This window comes from Thioclava sp. ISO4, assembly GCF_058105145.1.
Map to the genome: position 1 here is coordinate 2009759 of NZ_CM176571.1, position 14168 is coordinate 2023926.

A 14168-nucleotide genomic window follows, 5' to 3' on the forward strand; every position below is an offset into this window, starting at 1 on the left:
CGTGCCATATAGCTTCGGTAAGCGCGCGGCCCCCGCCTGCGGGGGCTTTGACCGCGCCAAACCCTGCTGACGAAAGGCCGCCATGACCCGCATCATCTCTTCGCTGTCCGAGATTTCCGCCCCCTATGACGCGCTGTTTTGCGACCTCTGGGGGTGCCTGCATAACGGGGTTAAGGCATTTCCCGCGGCGGTCGAGGCGCTGCAGGCGTTTCGTGCGAAGGGCGGCAAGGTCGTGCTTCTGACCAACGCCCCGCGGCCCGCCAAATTCGTGATGGAGTCGCTGGATCGGCTGGGCTGTCCGCGTGACGCCTATGACCTCGTCGTCTCCTCCGGCGATGCCGCGCAGGATGCGATGTTCGCGGGCGCCGTGGGCAAGAAGGTTTGGCATCTCGGCCCGTCCAAGGATGACGGGTTCTTCACCGAGGTGCCGGAAGAATGGCAGGGGCAGGCCGAGATCACCCGCGTCGATTTCGACGAGGCCGAGGGCATCGTCTGCACCGGTCCCTTCGACGAGGTGAACGAAGTCCCCGAGGATTATCGCCCGAAGTTCCTGCTCGCGAAGATGCGCGAGCTGCCGATGCTCTGCGCGAACCCCGATATCGTCGTCGATCTGGGCGACAAGCGCATCTACTGCGCCGGCGCGCTGGCCGCGCTCTACGAGGAAATGGGCGGCGAGGCGATGTATTTCGGCAAGCCCCATCCGCCGATCTACGATCTTGCGCGGCGCAAGCTGAGTCGTCTGGGCGGCGCGGAGGATGCGCGTATCCTCGCCATCGGCGACGGGATCAATACCGATGTGGCCGGCGCTGCGGGGGAGGGGATCGATTGCCTCTTCATCTCCAGCGGTCTGGCGCATGATCAGTTCGGGGCCGATCCGCAGAACCCCAATCCCGAATTGCTGCGCACCTGGCTGGAGGCGCGTCAGCGCGACCCGCTCTACACGATGGGTCAGCTGACCTGAGCGGAGCGGAAAATTCAGGCGGTAACTTTGTTGCGCCTTTTGTCGCGGTAGGGTAAAAAAGTTGCGCAGGCATCTTGCCTGTGCTCTGCCGCATGTGCTATGCCGCAGTGCAACATAAACTTCCGGCTGGGACCTATGGATATGCTCGACAACCTGCCCCGTGGCACGATCTGCATCGAAGATCTGGAAATTGGCATGGTGCGCTACCTCCGCAAGGAGGTCACCGACCGCGACATCGAGATGTTCGCGGAGGTCTCCACCGACCATAACCCGGTCCATCTGGACGATGCCTATGCGCAAGACACCATTTTCGAGGGTCGAATCGCGCATGGCATGCTGACCGCGGGGCTGATCTCGGCGGTCATCGGCGAACAGCTTCCCGGTCACGGCACGGTTTATCTGGGCCAGTCGCTCAAATTCATGGCCCCCGTGCGCCCCGGCGATGTGGTCTATGCCGAGGTGAAGGTGACGGCGATCGACCATTCGCGTCGCCGTGTCACGCTTGAAACCCATTGCGCGGTGGGCGATACGGTGGTCGTGAAAGGCGAGGCGCTGGTTCTGGCGCCCTCGCGCAAGTTCGACTGACCCGGCGACCTCGCCGGAGGGCGGGGTGGATGAAACGCTTGACCACTTGGAAATCGCTGGAGAAATCCGCGCGCGGGGCCTCCGTCGCGATGGGCAATTTCGACGGCATCCATCTCGGCCATCAATCGGTGATCGATCAGGCACGTGGGAAAGATGCGCCGCTGGGCGTCATCACCTTCGAGCCGCATCCCCGCGAATTCTTCGCAGCCCGGGCGGGCAAGACCCTGCCGCCATTCCGGCTGATGAACCCCGAGGCGCGGGCCAACCGGCTCGCCAAGCTCGGGGTCGAGCGGCTCTATGAGCTGCCCTTCAACGAAGAGCTGGCCGATATGAGCGCCGACGCTTTCGCCCGCGAAGTGCTGGCCGAGGGGCTCGGCGTGACCCATGTCGCCGTGGGCGGCGATTTCCGCTTCGGCAAGGGGCGCGAGGGCGACACGGCCATGCTGACGGAGCTGGGCGCGAAATACGGCTTCGAGGTCACTGTCGCGCCGCTTCTGCATGTGGAGGGGGTGGAGGCGTCCTCGACCGCGATCCGCACCGCACTTGCCGAAGGCCGACCCGAGGATGCCGCGGCGATGCTGGGCCACCTGCACCGGATCGAGGGTGCGGTGCTGCATGGCGACAAGCGCGGCCGCGATCTGGGCTATCCGACGGCGAATATGTCGATGGCCGGGCTGCATCTGCCCAAGCTCGGGGTTTACGCGGTAAAGTTTGACGTGCTGACCGGGCCGCATAAGGGCAGCTATACCGGGGCTGCGAGCCTCGGCGTGCGCCCGATGTTCGGCGAGAACACCCCGAACCTCGAAACCTTCGTTTTCGATTTCAAAGGCGATCTCTACGACGAGCATGTCTCGGTCGCGCTGGTCGAATTCCTGCGTCCCGAGATGAAGTTCGAAGGCGTAGAGGCGCTGGTCGCGCAGATGGATGCCGATTGTGCCCGCGCGCGGGAGATCTTGACCGAGCGCTGAGGGGCGGGCCCGACCTCGGGTGGGCGCTTTATGTCGCCTGTGGCTGGGCGCTTTATCTCGAAGGCCCGGATGACGCTTGAACTCGCGATACCATCGCCAATGCGCCCTCCCGGGGGGGGGGAGGTCGGGCGCGGCCCGGGGCTGGTCGCCCCGCGCCAAGGGCCATCGGTCTGCCCGTCCCGCCATGTCCAAATCGCAGATCCGCTCACGATCCGCCGATCTGCCCTTTCCATTTCCCTGCCGCTGCCCCATTTTCCGCCGCATGACCAAACTGCGCCCCGAGTTCTGGAAACTGCCGCTGAAGAAGCTCACCGCCCCCGAATGGGAGGCGCTGTGCGATGGCTGCGGCAAATGCTGCCTGAACAAGCTCGAATACGAGGATACGGGCGAGGTCGTCTTCACCCGCGTCGCCTGCCGGCTACTCGATGGCGAGAGCTGCAGCTGCACGCAATATGACATTCGCCACCAGTTCGTTCCCGAATGCGTCACGCTCAGCCCCAAGACGATCCACAAGATCGCCTATTGGATGCCCGCGACCTGCGCCTACCGGCTGCGCTTCGAAGACAAGCCGCTGCATGACTGGCACTACCTGATCTCGGGCTCGCGCGAGACGGTCCACGAGGCCGGGGAAAGCGTGCGCGGCTGGACCGTACCCGAATTCGAAGTGCCCGAAGACGAGTGGGACGAATACACGATCGAGGATCTCTCATGAATTTTGCCTCCGACAACACTTCCGGCGCCCATCCCGCCATTCTCGAGGGCCTCATGGCCGCGAATGAGGGGCATGTGCATTCCTATGGCGACGACCCGATCACCGAAGGCGTGCAGGCGAAGATCCGCGAGATTTTCGAGGCCCCCGAGGCGCGCGTCTATCTGGTCGCGACCGGCACGGCGGCCAATGCGCTCTCCTGCGCGGTGCTGACCCAGCCCTGGGGCGCGATCTTCTGCCATCGCAACGCCCATATCGAGGAAGACGAATGCGGCGCTCCCGAATTCTACACCGGCGGCTCGAAGCTGGTTCTGGTCGACGGGCCGGACGCGAAGATGGACCCCGACGCGCTCGCGCGCACCATCGCCCATACCGGGCGCGGCGGCATCCATAACGTACAGCGCGGCATGGTCTCGATCACCAACTCGACCGAGGCGGGCGCGGTCTATTCGCCCGAGGAGGTGAAAGCCCTGAGCGATGTCGCCCGCCGCTTCCATCTGCCTGTGCATATGGACGGCGCACGCTTCGCCAATGCGCTGGTGTCCGCAGGCTGCACCCCGGCGGAGATGACCTGGAAGGCGGGCGTCGACGTGCTCAGCTTCGGCGGCACGAAGAATGGCTGCATGGGCGTCGAGGCGGTGGTGATCTTCGATCCCAAACGCGCCTGGGAATTCGAGCTGCGCCGCAAGCGTGGCGGCCATCTCTTCTCGAAGCACCGCTTCCTCGGGGCCCAGATGCAGGCCTATCTGGCCGACGATCTTTGGTTGAAGACCGCGCGCCATGCCAATGAAATGGCACGCAAACTCTCGGAAGGCATCGGCCAGATCGAGGGCGCGAAGCTGATTCACCCGACGCAGGCCAACGCGGTCTTCGCCGCCCTGCCGCGCGGGGCGCATAAGCGCGCGAATGCAGCGGGGGCCTATTATTACCTCTGGCCGTTCGACCAGTCGCTGGAAGGTCCCGAGGACGAGCTTCTCGCGGCGCGACTGGTCTGCTCCTGGGCCACGACGCCCGAGGAAATCGACGCCTTCCTCGGCCATCTGGCGTAATCAGCGCCGTTCCCTCAACGCCGCCCGGGCAGGTCGCGAAACGCGATCTTCTCGGGCGGGCCGTCCCATTCCGGATGCTCTTTCTGCGCGGCTCTCAAGGCCGCGCGGAACCTGCGGATTGCACCAAGGCCGGGAATGCGCGGGATATGCGCCAACTCCCAATGAATTCCGCAGACCGGATCGTCGAAGAACACCGCGTAATAGCCCGGCGCATAAACGGAGTATTCCTGCGGGGCGTCCGTGACCGACAGCCCCCGCGGGATCAGGAAATCACGGTGAAACGCATCCACCTCGGCGCGTGATTTCGCCCAGAGCGCGATGTGATGGATGCCCACGGCCCGCGCCGCGTGGTCCAGTTTCCCGCCCGAGTGCGCAGGCTGGATACCGATATAGGAATGCGGCATCGGGAAGCGCGCCATGTAATAGGTGGAGCGATAGCCGATATCGAGCGTCCAGAAGCTCTTATATCCAAGCCATCCGAACATCGCATCGTAGAAGCCGATCGACCTGTCATAGTCGAGCACCGAGAATTCGACGTGATTGACCCCGCGCCAGCGCATGAGCGGCCTCCTCCTGATGATCTTAACCCTAGAGGAGCCGCGCGACGGTGCAATGACGCCTCACGCAGACGGGATCGGGTAGGGCGGGTGCCACGGTTGCGCAGGCCCGGCTTGCCGCACTGTCGCAGGCGAGACTTCGAAGAGCACAAGATGGCTCAGGTCGGGGCGTGAGCGCGAGGCGTAGATCAGCCCCTGCGCGCCGCGCGCCCGCGACCGATCCGAGAGGCGCCATGTGGGCGACGGCGCTCCCGTTTCTCGATCGTCCTGCCAGACCACCGAGGCCTGCGCCTGATCGTCTGTGCCGCGCAGATCGTCCATCGCCTGCGCCGTGATCTCCAGCGGCACGATCAGCCGCGGCGGATCGCCCGCGCGCACATAGCGCCGCAGCGCGACGGCAGCGCCTTCGGCACTCAGCGAGGCATACAGCGCCACTTGGCCCGAATAATGAAACCGGCCCTCCGGATGGCGGGCCGGTTCGCAAGCCTCGTCGGCACGGTCGGCAGAGAGGATCCGCCAGACCGTGCCGTGGAAAGGGATCACTCGGCTTCGCCCTGCTCGGCGAGGAATTTCTCGGCGTCGAGCGCGGCCATGCAGCCCATGCCGGCCGAGGTGACGGCCTGACGATAGGTGTGATCGGTCAGGTCACCGGCCGCGAAGATGCCCGGCTGCGAGGTGCGGGTCGAGCCCGGCTCCACCCAGACATAGCCGCCCGATTGCATCTTCAGGCTGTCCTTCACGAGTTCGGACGAGGGCGCGTGCCCGATCGCCACGAAGAACCCGTCGCAGGGGATGACCTTCTCCGAGCCGTCGGCGGTGGATTTCACCCGCACACCGGTCACGCCGAGCGGGTTTTCGTCGCCGAGGATTTCCTCGACCGTGTGATTCCACTCGATCTCGACCTTGGGGTTCTTGAACAGGCGATCCTGCAGGATCTTCTCCGAGCGCAGCGTGTCGCGGCGGTGGATCAGCGTCACCTTCGAGGCGAAATTGGTCAGGAACAGCGCCTCTTCCACGGCGGTGTTGCCGCCGCCGATCACCACGACTTCCTTGCCGCGATAGAAGAACCCGTCGCAGGTCGCGCAGGCCGAGACGCCGAAGCCCTTGAACTTCTCTTCCGAGGGTAGACCCAGCCATTTCGCCTGCGCCCCGGTGGCGAGGATCACCGCCGCTGCCTCGTAGGTCGTGCCCGAATCGCCTTTCGCGACGAAGGGGCGCTTCGAGGTGTCCAGCTCGGTGATCATATCCATGATGATCTCGGTGCCCATCGCGCGGGCATGCTCTTCCATCTTCACCATCAGGTCGGGGCCCTGAATCTCGCTCTCGCCGGGCCAGTTCTCGACCTCGGTGGTGATGGTCAGCTGGCCGCCCGGCTGCATGCCTTGCACCAGAACCGGCTCGAGCATCGCACGCGACGCGTAGACCGCCGCCGTGTAGCCCGCAGGGCCGGAGCCGATGATCAGAACCTTGGTTTTCTTCGTCTCGGACATGCCCGCCTCCTTGGAAATCTGCCCGACGGATATAGTCGGAGCGAGGCCCGCCGAAAAGCCCCCGCTTTGCGCGACAAATAGCACTTGCGGAGCGGTCCGCGAAATATTATTGCGCATCCTCTCTTCCAGCGGTAAGTTCTGCCGCAACCCACGAAGGATTGTTTCAACATGCCCACCTCCCGGCTCGACGACATCGACCGTAAAATCCTCGCTGAACTGCAGGCGGACGGGCGGATGACGAATGTCGAACTGGCCAAGCGTGTGGGCATTTCGGCCCCGCCCTGCCTGCGCCGCGTGCGCACGCTCGAAGAGGCGGGCTACATCCGTGGCTACCATGCCGACGTGAACCCGCGCGAGCTGGGCTTCGAAGTGCAGGTCTTCGCGATGGTGCGCCTGCACAGCCAGGCCGAAGCGGACCTGTCGAACTTCGAGTCGCGCTGCCGCGAATGGCCGCTCGTGCGCGAGTGCCACATGCTCAACGGCGAGATCGATTTCGTACTGAAATGCGTGGCCCCCGACCTCTCGAGCTTCCAGAGCTTCCTGACCGGCCAGCTCACCGCCGCCGAGAACGTGGCCAGCGTGAAGACCTCGCTGGTGATCCGCTGCGCCAAGGACGAGCCGGGCGTGCCCTTCGACGTGCTCGAAGAGCGCATCGCCAAGCTAGCCTGAGCCTTACTCTGAATTGAACCGTTGTCGGAGGGGCGCTGCCCCTCCCTTCGCTGTCGCTAATTCCCGCCCCGGGATATTTGACGCAGTTGGATGCGGAACTCTCCCGTCTTCCAACTGCTCGAAATATCCCGGGGGAGGCCGCAGGCCGGGGGCAGAGCCCCCTTCCTTTTTTTGATATTTGTCGCCGTCCGGCGACGGGGGCAGCGCCCCCTTCTTTCTTGATATTTTTCGCCTCTGGCGAAGGGGGCGGCGCCCCCTCAGCGCGTCTCTTTCGGGCGCAGCATCAGCCAGATCAGCGCTGCCCCGGCCAGCGTCAGGAAGGGGATCATCGCGAGATTGACCGCCTGCCAGCCCGCTTGGGCATTGCCGCCCTCGGCGCAGTTCATCAGCCCGCCCGAGGAGAGCGAGGCGAGGAAGACACCGCCGAAGACCACGAAATCGTTCATCCCCTGCACATGGCCGCGCTCGTCGGGGCTATGGGCCGAGGCGAGCATCGCCGTCGAGCCGATGAAGCCGAAGTTCCAGCCCAGCCCCAGCAGCATCAGGGCGATGTAGAACTGGTCCAGATCGACCCCGGTCAGCGCCACCGCGCCGGAGGCCGCGAGAATCACGAGTCCGGTGCCCACGATCACCTCTTTGCCGAAGCGCGCGATCAGGTGGCCAGTGAAGAAGCTCGGCAGATACATCGCCAGCACGTGGGCCGAGACGATATTGGCCGCGTCGCCCTGCTCGAACCCGCAGCCGACCACGGCCAGCGGCGTCGAGGTCATCACGAGGTTCATCAGCGCGTAGGAGACCATGCCGCAGATCATCGCGACGAGGATCACCGGGTCTTTCAGCAGCTCGCGCCGGGTGCGGCCCTCGTGATGTTCGTGCTTCTTGCGCCGTCCCGGAGCCGGGATGTCGAGGAAGGAGAACAGGATCGGCCCGAGCGCATTGATCGCGATGATCGCGAGATATGTCGCCATGAAGGGCACGACCATTGCCTCGCTCGTGACCTTCACCAGCTGAGGGCCGATGATCGCGGCGACGAGCCCGCCTGCCATCACATAGGAGATCGCCTTGGGCTGGAACTCCGCGCTGGCGGTATCGGTAGCCGCGAACCGGTAGAACCCCTGCGCGGACATATAGGTGCCGGTGAAGAACGACCCCAGCATGAACAGCGCAAACGACCCGTGATAGAGCGCATAGGCCGCAATCGCAGCCCCCAGCGCGCCCATCGCATTGGCGAGGATGAAGCCCGCGCGGCGGCCCTTCGCGGCCATGAATTCCGACATCGGCTGCGCCGAGAGGACCGAGCCCAGAATGATCAGCGACAAGGGCAGCGTCGCGAGGCAGGGATTGGGCGAGAGCATCTGGCCCGCAAGGCCGCCCACCGTGAAGATCATCGGCATCTGCGCGCCCAGAAGCGCCTGGGCCAGAACCAGCACGATCGTATTGCGCTTTTCGCGAGAGGCGGGAGGGGCGGTCATGTCACTCATGAGAGCTTGCTAGCGTGGCGATTGGGGGCTGGCAAGCGGGCGCGGCATGAGGCAGGGTGTCGCGCATGGTTGGACGTATCATTACCTGCGAAGACGATATCGCTGAAGGCACCGACTTTCTCTGCCGCACCGAGCCGCGTTTTGCCGAGGTTTGCGCGCTGACGGGGCCGTGGCCTCTGCGCCGCCGCGAGGACGGGTTCGAGGCGCTGCGCGATGCGATCATCGGTCAGCAGGTCTCGGTCGCGGCCGCCAATTCCATCCGCAACAAGGTGATCGGCGCGGGCTATGGCGATCCGGTCTCCATCGCGGGCGCCTCGGAAGAGGACCTGCGCGCCTGTGGCCTCTCGCGCCAGAAGGTGCGCTACCTGCAGGCGCTCTCCAATTCCGGCGTCGATTTCGAGGGCCTGCGCGCGATGCCCGACGAGGAGGTGGTCGCCCAGCTTCTGCCGATCCCCGGCATCGGGCGCTGGACGGTGGAGATGTATCTCATCTTCGCGCTCGGCCGCGCCGATGTCTTCGCGGTGGACGATCTCGCGCTGGCCGAAGGGGCGCGGCTCCTGTTCGATTTGCCCGAGCGGCCCAAGCGCAAACAATTCAATGAGCTATCGGCAGCCTGGTCGCCGTGGCGCGCGGTTGCGGCGCGCGGCCTCTGGGCCTATTACGCGGCCTGTAAAGATCGTGAAGGAGTTGCCCCATGACCCGCAAGCTGGAAGCCGGACGCAGAGAGCCGCAATCGGGGGTGGTGAAATCCGCCGTGGTGTTCCTGCATGGCTATGGTGCGGACGGGGCGGACTTGCTGGGCCTCGCCGATCCGCTGGGCCAGCACATGCCCGACACGCTGTTCCTCGCGCCCGACGCGCCCGAGCCCTGCCGCGCGGCCCCTTATGGCCGGCAATGGTTCCCGATTCCTTGGATCGACAATTCCAGCGAAGCGGAATCCGCTCAAGGTCTCAAGGACGCTGCGGCCGACGTGGATGCCTTCCTCGATTCCGTGCTGGAAGAGCAGGGGCTGACACCCGCGCAGCTCGCCGTGATCGGCTTCTCGCAAGGCACGATGACCGCGCTCGAAGTGCTGCCGCGCCGGGCCGAGCCTGTCGCGGGGCTGGTGGCCTTCTCGGGCCGCCTCCTGCGCCCGGAAGCCCTGGGCAACGAGGCGATCTCGAAGCCGCCGGTTCTGCTGATCCATGGCGATCAGGACCCGGTCGTGCCCTTCGCCGATATGGGCAAGGCGGGCGATGCGCTGGTCTCGGCGGGGTTCGACACCTATGCCCATGTGATGAAGGGCACCGGCCACGGCATCGCGCCCGACGGGCTGTCGGTGGCGCTCTCCTTCCTGCAAGACAAGCTGCCCGGCTGATCGGCACCGTGCGGCAGTCATGCCGCACTGCCGCGCCGCTTCGCTCCAGTCTCCGTCCCAAGCCGTCATTTCTCTGTCATGGCGGTTTGCTAGCTATGCCGCATGGCAGCAATCGCGACATCAAGAGGCTTGCCAGATTGCGAACGCCATATATAGTCATGGATAAGGCAGGGGCGGACCCCGCCCCTGAGCCGAGGCAGGCGACAGGGCGAGGACGGAGTCACCCATGCTGGACGAGTGCGACAGGACCGATTTCAGAACGCAATTCACCCGCGAACCGGCGGCGCTGAGACAGCACCCGGCGCTGGTGCTCAACGCCGATTTCCGGCCGCTCTCCTATTACCCGCTCTCGCTATGGCCTTGGCAGGAGGCGATAAAAGCGGTTTTCCTCGACAGGGTGACGATCCTCGCCGAATACGAAGAGGTGGTGCGCAGCCAGAGGCAGGCCTTCAAAATCCCCTCCGTCGTCGTCCTCAAAGAATATGTCCGACCCCAGAAGCGCGTGGCTTTCACGCGCTTCAATCTTTTTCTGAGGGACGAATTCAAGTGCCAGTATTGCGGCAAGCGGGGCGATCTGACCTTCGACCATGTGATCCCGCGCTCGCGTGGCGGAATCACCAGCTGGGAGAATGTCGTGGCCGCCTGCGCGCCGTGCAATCTGCGCAAGGCCAACAAGCCGCTGGAACGCTCGGGGATGCATCTTCTCAAACCCGCGCGCCAGCCCCAGCCCGAGGACATGCTGCGCATCGGGCGTCGCTTCCCGCCGGGCTATCTGCATGAAAGCTGGATGGACTTCCTTTATTGGGACACCGAGCTGGAAGCCTAAAGGAAAAGGGCGCGCCGCATCCGGCACGCCCGTCTTCGTATTGGTGAAAATATCCCGGGGGGCTTGCGCAGCAAGCGGGGGCAGAGCCCCCTCTGGCGTGGTCGAATGTCGCCCTCCGGCGACGCTTGGTTAAATGTCGCCCTCCGGCGACGGGGGGCAGAGCCCCCGCCGAGCGTCTCAGTGCCCCGCCGCGACCTGACCGCCATTCGACAGCTTGTCGATGATCGTCTCGGTCGCGTGGTTCATGCCCACGACCTTCACATCCGTGCCGGACATCCGGAACTTGCCCACGGCCCGGTCCAGCGCCGAGACCGAAGAGATGTCCCAGATATGGGCGTGGGTCAGGTCGATCACCACGCGGTCGAGCTTCTCCTGGAAGTCGAAGGCGCGGTTGAACTCTTCCACGGTCGCGAAGAAGATCTGGCCCTTGATGTAATAGGTCCGTAGGTGATGCGCCTCGTTGTAGCGCGAGGTGATCTCGGTCATCCGCGCGATCTTGCCCGCGAAGAAGATCCCCGAGAGCAGCACGCCCACCAGCACCCCGATGGCGAGGTTATGGGTGGCGACGACGAAGGCGACGGTCGCCAGCATCACCACGTTGGACGACATTGGCATCGTGCGCAGCTGGCCCAGCGAGGCCCAGCTGAACGTGCCGATCGAGACCATGATCATGATCGCCACCAGCGCGGGCATCGGGATGCGGCCCACCCATTCGCCCAGCACCACGCAGAAGATCAGGAGCGCGATCCCCGCGGTCAGCGTCGACAGGCGCGTACGGCCGCCCGAGGTCACGTTGATCACCGACTGGCCGATCATCGCGCAGCCCGCCATGCCGCCGATGAAGCCGGTGCAGAAATTGGCGATGCCCTGACCGAAGCATTCCTGACGACGGTCCGAGCGGGTGTCGGTCATCTCGTCGACGATGTTCTGCGTCATCAGGCTCTCCAGCAGACCGACGACCGCCACGCCCACCGAATAGGGCAGGATGATCTGCAGCGTCTCGAAATTGAACGGCACGTTGGGGATCAGGAGCGAGGGTAGCTGATCGGGCAGGGCGCCCATATCGGCCACGGTGTGCACGTCGTCGAGCCCCAACCCCATCGAGATCGCGCTGAGCACGAGGATCGCGATCAGCGGCGAGGGGATCGCGCGGAAGAAGCGCGGAAGCAGGTAGATGATCGCCAGGCCGAGCGCCACCAGCGCATAGGTCGCCACCACCGGCACATTGGTCGGGTTCAGCTCGGGCCATTGCGCCATGAAGATCAGGATGGCGAGCGCGTTCACGAAACCCGTCATCACCGATTTCGACACGAAGCGCATCACGGTCCCGAGGTTCAGCGCCCCGGCAATCACCTGCAACACGCCCGCCAGCACCGTCGCGGCCAGCAGGTAGTCGAGCCCGTAGCTGCGCACCAATGTGCCCATCAGCACGGCGGTCGCGGCGGTCGCGGCCGAGATCATGCCCGGGCGGCCACCGAAGAAAGCGGTGATCGTGGCGATCATGAAGGAGGCGTAGAGGCCCACTTTCGGGTCCACACCCGCGATGATGGAGAAAGCGATGGCCTCGGGGATCAGCGCGAGCGCCACCACGAGACCGGAAAGAATGTCAGCGCGGTAGTTGCCAGTCCACTGGCTGCGCCATTGCGACAAGGTCATACGGTTGTCCTGCAATTAGAAAGGCCCGCGACCGGGGAGGGGCGGGCCGGAGGGATGTGAGATTTGGCGAAGCCAATACCCGGGTGACGTAGCGATGCCAAGCCCCGCAGGTCGGGTTTTAAGAAAAATTCAAAGAGGATTAAGCCGGATTGCCCGATTTCGCGGCAAATTTCGCGAGACTGGTGGCCAGATCGCCATAGCCCGTAAAACGCCGCTCATAGCGCAGGCCGAGCCGCTCTGCGGCCTCACGCGCCTTCGCGTCGAGCGCGGGATCGTCGGTCTGGGCCTGATAGATCAGCCGGTCGTAATTGCCGAACATCATCGGAATCAGCTCGGGGTGGCGGTCGAAGCCCATCGGCTTCCAGACGAAAGCGTCGAACTGACGGGTCAGGAAATCGGTGAGGTAGAAGGCCGTGATTTCGTCCTCGGCGGTCTCGGCAAAGGCCGCATTGCCTTCAAAAAACGAATAACAATGGGGGCCTTCGACCATCTCGACCCCCAAAGACTTGCACTTTTCCAACAATTGCCCGCCCGTGCCGCAATCGGCATAGACCACGAAGATATCGTCGTATTGGTCGCGATAGCGCAGCACCGCCTCTTCGACGGCGGCGGTGATCTTCTCGGGGTATAGGTGCAGATTGGCGGGCAGGCAGGTCAGATCGATATGATCCCAGCCATTGATCCGCTTGAGCGCGAGAATCTCCCGCGCCAGCGCCCCACAGGCGATCAGCAGAAGACGCCCCGACCCCTCGGGAGCTAAGCCATTTTCGGATAAGGTCGTGTCGCCGGGAAGCGAGGCAGCTTTCTGGGCGGTCATTCCACCCGTGCCATCATCCGGGCAACGCCTGCTGCGACGAGAACCATCAGCCCGAGCATCGCCATCGGCACGCCCGATGCGGCAAAGGCCCAGATCGTCAAGCCCGCCAGAACGATCACAAACAGGATCAGCAGCAGAAAATGTGGCAGCGGCATTTCGCGTTTCCCCCTTCTCTCCAAGTATGGGGCTGGGAAGCGCACATGAAAAGGCCCCGATGAAAAAATCGGGGCCTTCTCCATACATATCAGCCAAGATGCGCGCGCGATCGGCGATCAGGCGCTCATCTGGTTGTGCTTGCGGGCGATGAAATCCTTCGCCGTTTCCACCGCCACGGCGGCATCGCGGCAATAGGCATCGGCGCCGATCGCCTTGCCGAATTCCTCGTTGAGCGGCGCACCGCCCACCAGAACGATGTAATCGTCGCGGATGCCCTGTTCCTTCATCGTGTCGATCACGACCTTCATATAGGGCATCGTGGTGGTCAGCAGCGCGGACATGCCGAGGATGTCGGCCTCTTCGCGGGCGATCGCTTCGAGGTAGTTCTCGACCGGGTTGTTGATCCCCAGATCGACGATCTCGAAACCTGCGCCTTCCATCATCATCGCAACGAGATTCTTGCCGATATCGTGGATATCGCCCTTCACCGTCCCGATGACCATCTTGCCCATGCGCGGCGCGCCGGTCTCGACCAGCAGCGGCTTCAGGATGGCCATGCCGCCCTTCATCGCATTCGCCGCCAGCAGCACTTCCGGCACGAACAGGATACCGTCGCGGAAGTCGTTGCCCACGATGGTCATGCCCGCGACGAGGGCCTTGGTCAGAATGTCATACGGCGTCCAGCCGCGATCGAGCAGGATGTGGGTAGCCTCTTCGATCTCTTCCTTGAGACCGTCATAGAGGTCATCCATCATCTGCGCGGTGAGCTCGTCGTCGTCGAGTTCCGAGAGGATGATATCGTCGTCGTCTTCGGCCATGTCCAATAGTCTCCTGCTAGCCGGTGTTACCCTGTGGTGAGGCCGTGGCCCCGTCAAGTCTTGGCGATT

Annotated in this window: 17 protein-coding genes; 9 read left to right on the forward strand and 8 right to left on the reverse strand. The window is 64.3% G+C overall.

What is annotated here, in order from left to right; translation table 11 throughout:
- The first annotated feature begins 82 nt into the window (after nt 1-82).
- The 5 genes from AC2TZ7_RS09920 to AC2TZ7_RS09940 all read left to right on the forward strand — a co-directional run bounded on the left by AC2TZ7_RS09920 (nt 83) and on the right by AC2TZ7_RS09940 (nt 4272).
- Entirely contained in the window at nt 83-961 is an 879-nt protein-coding gene (locus AC2TZ7_RS09920; protein WP_489866767.1) for a TIGR01459 family HAD-type hydrolase, read from the forward strand.
- Between the two features lie 141 nt (nt 962-1102).
- Complete coding sequence (locus AC2TZ7_RS09925; RefSeq protein ID WP_075774735.1) at nt 1103-1546, forward strand: MaoC family dehydratase; 444 nt, start codon at nt 1103-1105, stop codon at nt 1544-1546.
- A gap of 29 nt (nt 1547-1575) precedes the next feature.
- The gene (locus AC2TZ7_RS09930) at nt 1576-2514 is read left to right on the forward strand and encodes a bifunctional riboflavin kinase/FAD synthetase (RefSeq protein WP_489864087.1); all 939 of its coding nucleotides are present in this window, start codon (nt 1576-1578) and stop codon (nt 2512-2514) included.
- Nucleotides 2515-2776: 262 nt separating this feature from the next.
- Entirely contained in the window at nt 2777-3226 is a 450-nt protein-coding gene (locus AC2TZ7_RS09935) for a YcgN family cysteine cluster protein (RefSeq protein ID WP_075774736.1), read from the forward strand.
- Nucleotides 3223-4272, forward strand: a complete 1050-nt coding sequence (locus AC2TZ7_RS09940) for a threonine aldolase family protein (protein WP_489864088.1) — start codon at nt 3223-3225, stop codon at nt 4270-4272. The genes AC2TZ7_RS09935 and AC2TZ7_RS09940 overlap by 4 nt, the downstream gene beginning before the upstream one ends.
- A gap of 14 nt (nt 4273-4286) precedes the next feature.
- Here AC2TZ7_RS09940 and AC2TZ7_RS09945 read toward each other — a convergent pair whose 3' ends face one another.
- Genes AC2TZ7_RS09945 through trxB form a run of 3 tightly spaced genes read right to left on the reverse strand, consistent with a single transcriptional unit; the run spans nt 4287 to nt 6319 of the window.
- The gene (locus tag AC2TZ7_RS09945) at nt 4287-4832 is read right to left on the reverse strand and encodes a VOC family protein (RefSeq protein ID WP_489864089.1); all 546 of its coding nucleotides are present in this window, start codon (nt 4830-4832) and stop codon (nt 4287-4289) included.
- Between the two features lie 60 nt (nt 4833-4892).
- A complete protein-coding gene (locus AC2TZ7_RS09950) occupies nt 4893-5372 on the reverse strand; it encodes an RES family NAD+ phosphorylase (protein ID WP_489864090.1) in 480 nt (159 codons plus the stop codon).
- Nucleotides 5369-6319 (reverse strand): thioredoxin-disulfide reductase, encoded by a 951-nt coding sequence (trxB, locus tag AC2TZ7_RS09955; RefSeq protein WP_134332097.1) that lies wholly within the window; start codon nt 6317-6319, stop codon nt 5369-5371. The genes AC2TZ7_RS09950 and trxB overlap by 4 nt, the downstream gene beginning before the upstream one ends.
- 168 nt (nt 6320-6487) lie before the next feature.
- Here trxB and AC2TZ7_RS09960 point away from each other — a divergent pair, with 168 nt between their 5' ends.
- A complete protein-coding gene (locus AC2TZ7_RS09960) occupies nt 6488-6988 on the forward strand; it encodes an Lrp/AsnC family transcriptional regulator (protein ID WP_078519374.1) in 501 nt (166 codons plus the stop codon).
- Nucleotides 6989-7245: 257 nt separating this feature from the next.
- On the opposite strand, the gene AC2TZ7_RS09965 is transcribed toward AC2TZ7_RS09960, so the two are convergent.
- Entirely contained in the window at nt 7246-8469 is a 1224-nt protein-coding gene (locus AC2TZ7_RS09965; protein WP_489864091.1) for an MFS transporter, read from the reverse strand.
- A gap of 65 nt (nt 8470-8534) precedes the next feature.
- On the opposite strand from AC2TZ7_RS09965, the gene AC2TZ7_RS09970 reads away from it, so the two are divergent.
- The 3 genes from AC2TZ7_RS09970 to AC2TZ7_RS09980 all read left to right on the forward strand — a co-directional run bounded on the left by AC2TZ7_RS09970 (nt 8535) and on the right by AC2TZ7_RS09980 (nt 10652).
- Nucleotides 8535-9167, forward strand: coding sequence for a DNA-3-methyladenine glycosylase family protein (locus tag AC2TZ7_RS09970; RefSeq protein WP_489864092.1), 633 nt, complete (start codon nt 8535-8537; stop codon nt 9165-9167).
- Nucleotides 9164-9826, forward strand: a complete 663-nt coding sequence (locus AC2TZ7_RS09975) for an alpha/beta hydrolase (RefSeq protein WP_489864093.1) — start codon at nt 9164-9166, stop codon at nt 9824-9826. Before AC2TZ7_RS09970 ends, AC2TZ7_RS09975 begins: the two co-directional genes overlap by 4 nt.
- 226 nt (nt 9827-10052) lie before the next feature.
- Nucleotides 10053-10652 (forward strand): HNH endonuclease, encoded by a 600-nt coding sequence (locus tag AC2TZ7_RS09980; protein ID WP_078539481.1) that lies wholly within the window; start codon nt 10053-10055, stop codon nt 10650-10652.
- Nucleotides 10653-10829: 177 nt separating this feature from the next.
- On the opposite strand, the gene AC2TZ7_RS09985 is transcribed toward AC2TZ7_RS09980, so the two are convergent.
- The 4 genes from AC2TZ7_RS09985 to AC2TZ7_RS10000 form a co-directional block, all read right to left on the reverse strand.
- Nucleotides 10830-12308, reverse strand: coding sequence for a SulP family inorganic anion transporter (locus AC2TZ7_RS09985; RefSeq protein WP_489864094.1), 1479 nt, complete (start codon nt 12306-12308; stop codon nt 10830-10832).
- Nucleotides 12309-12447: 139 nt separating this feature from the next.
- Entirely contained in the window at nt 12448-13125 is a 678-nt protein-coding gene (locus tag AC2TZ7_RS09990) for a DUF1638 domain-containing protein (RefSeq protein WP_489864095.1), read from the reverse strand.
- Nucleotides 13122-13280: a hypothetical protein gene (locus AC2TZ7_RS09995; RefSeq protein ID WP_165756922.1), complete on the reverse strand. Its 159-nt coding sequence runs from the start codon at nt 13278-13280 to the stop codon at nt 13122-13124. Before AC2TZ7_RS09995 ends, AC2TZ7_RS09990 begins: the two co-directional genes overlap by 4 nt.
- A 117-nt stretch (nt 13281-13397) precedes the next feature.
- A complete protein-coding gene (locus AC2TZ7_RS10000; RefSeq protein WP_078599260.1) occupies nt 13398-14099 on the reverse strand; it encodes a corrinoid protein in 702 nt (233 codons plus the stop codon).
- Nucleotides 14100-14168: the final 69 nt, after the last annotated feature.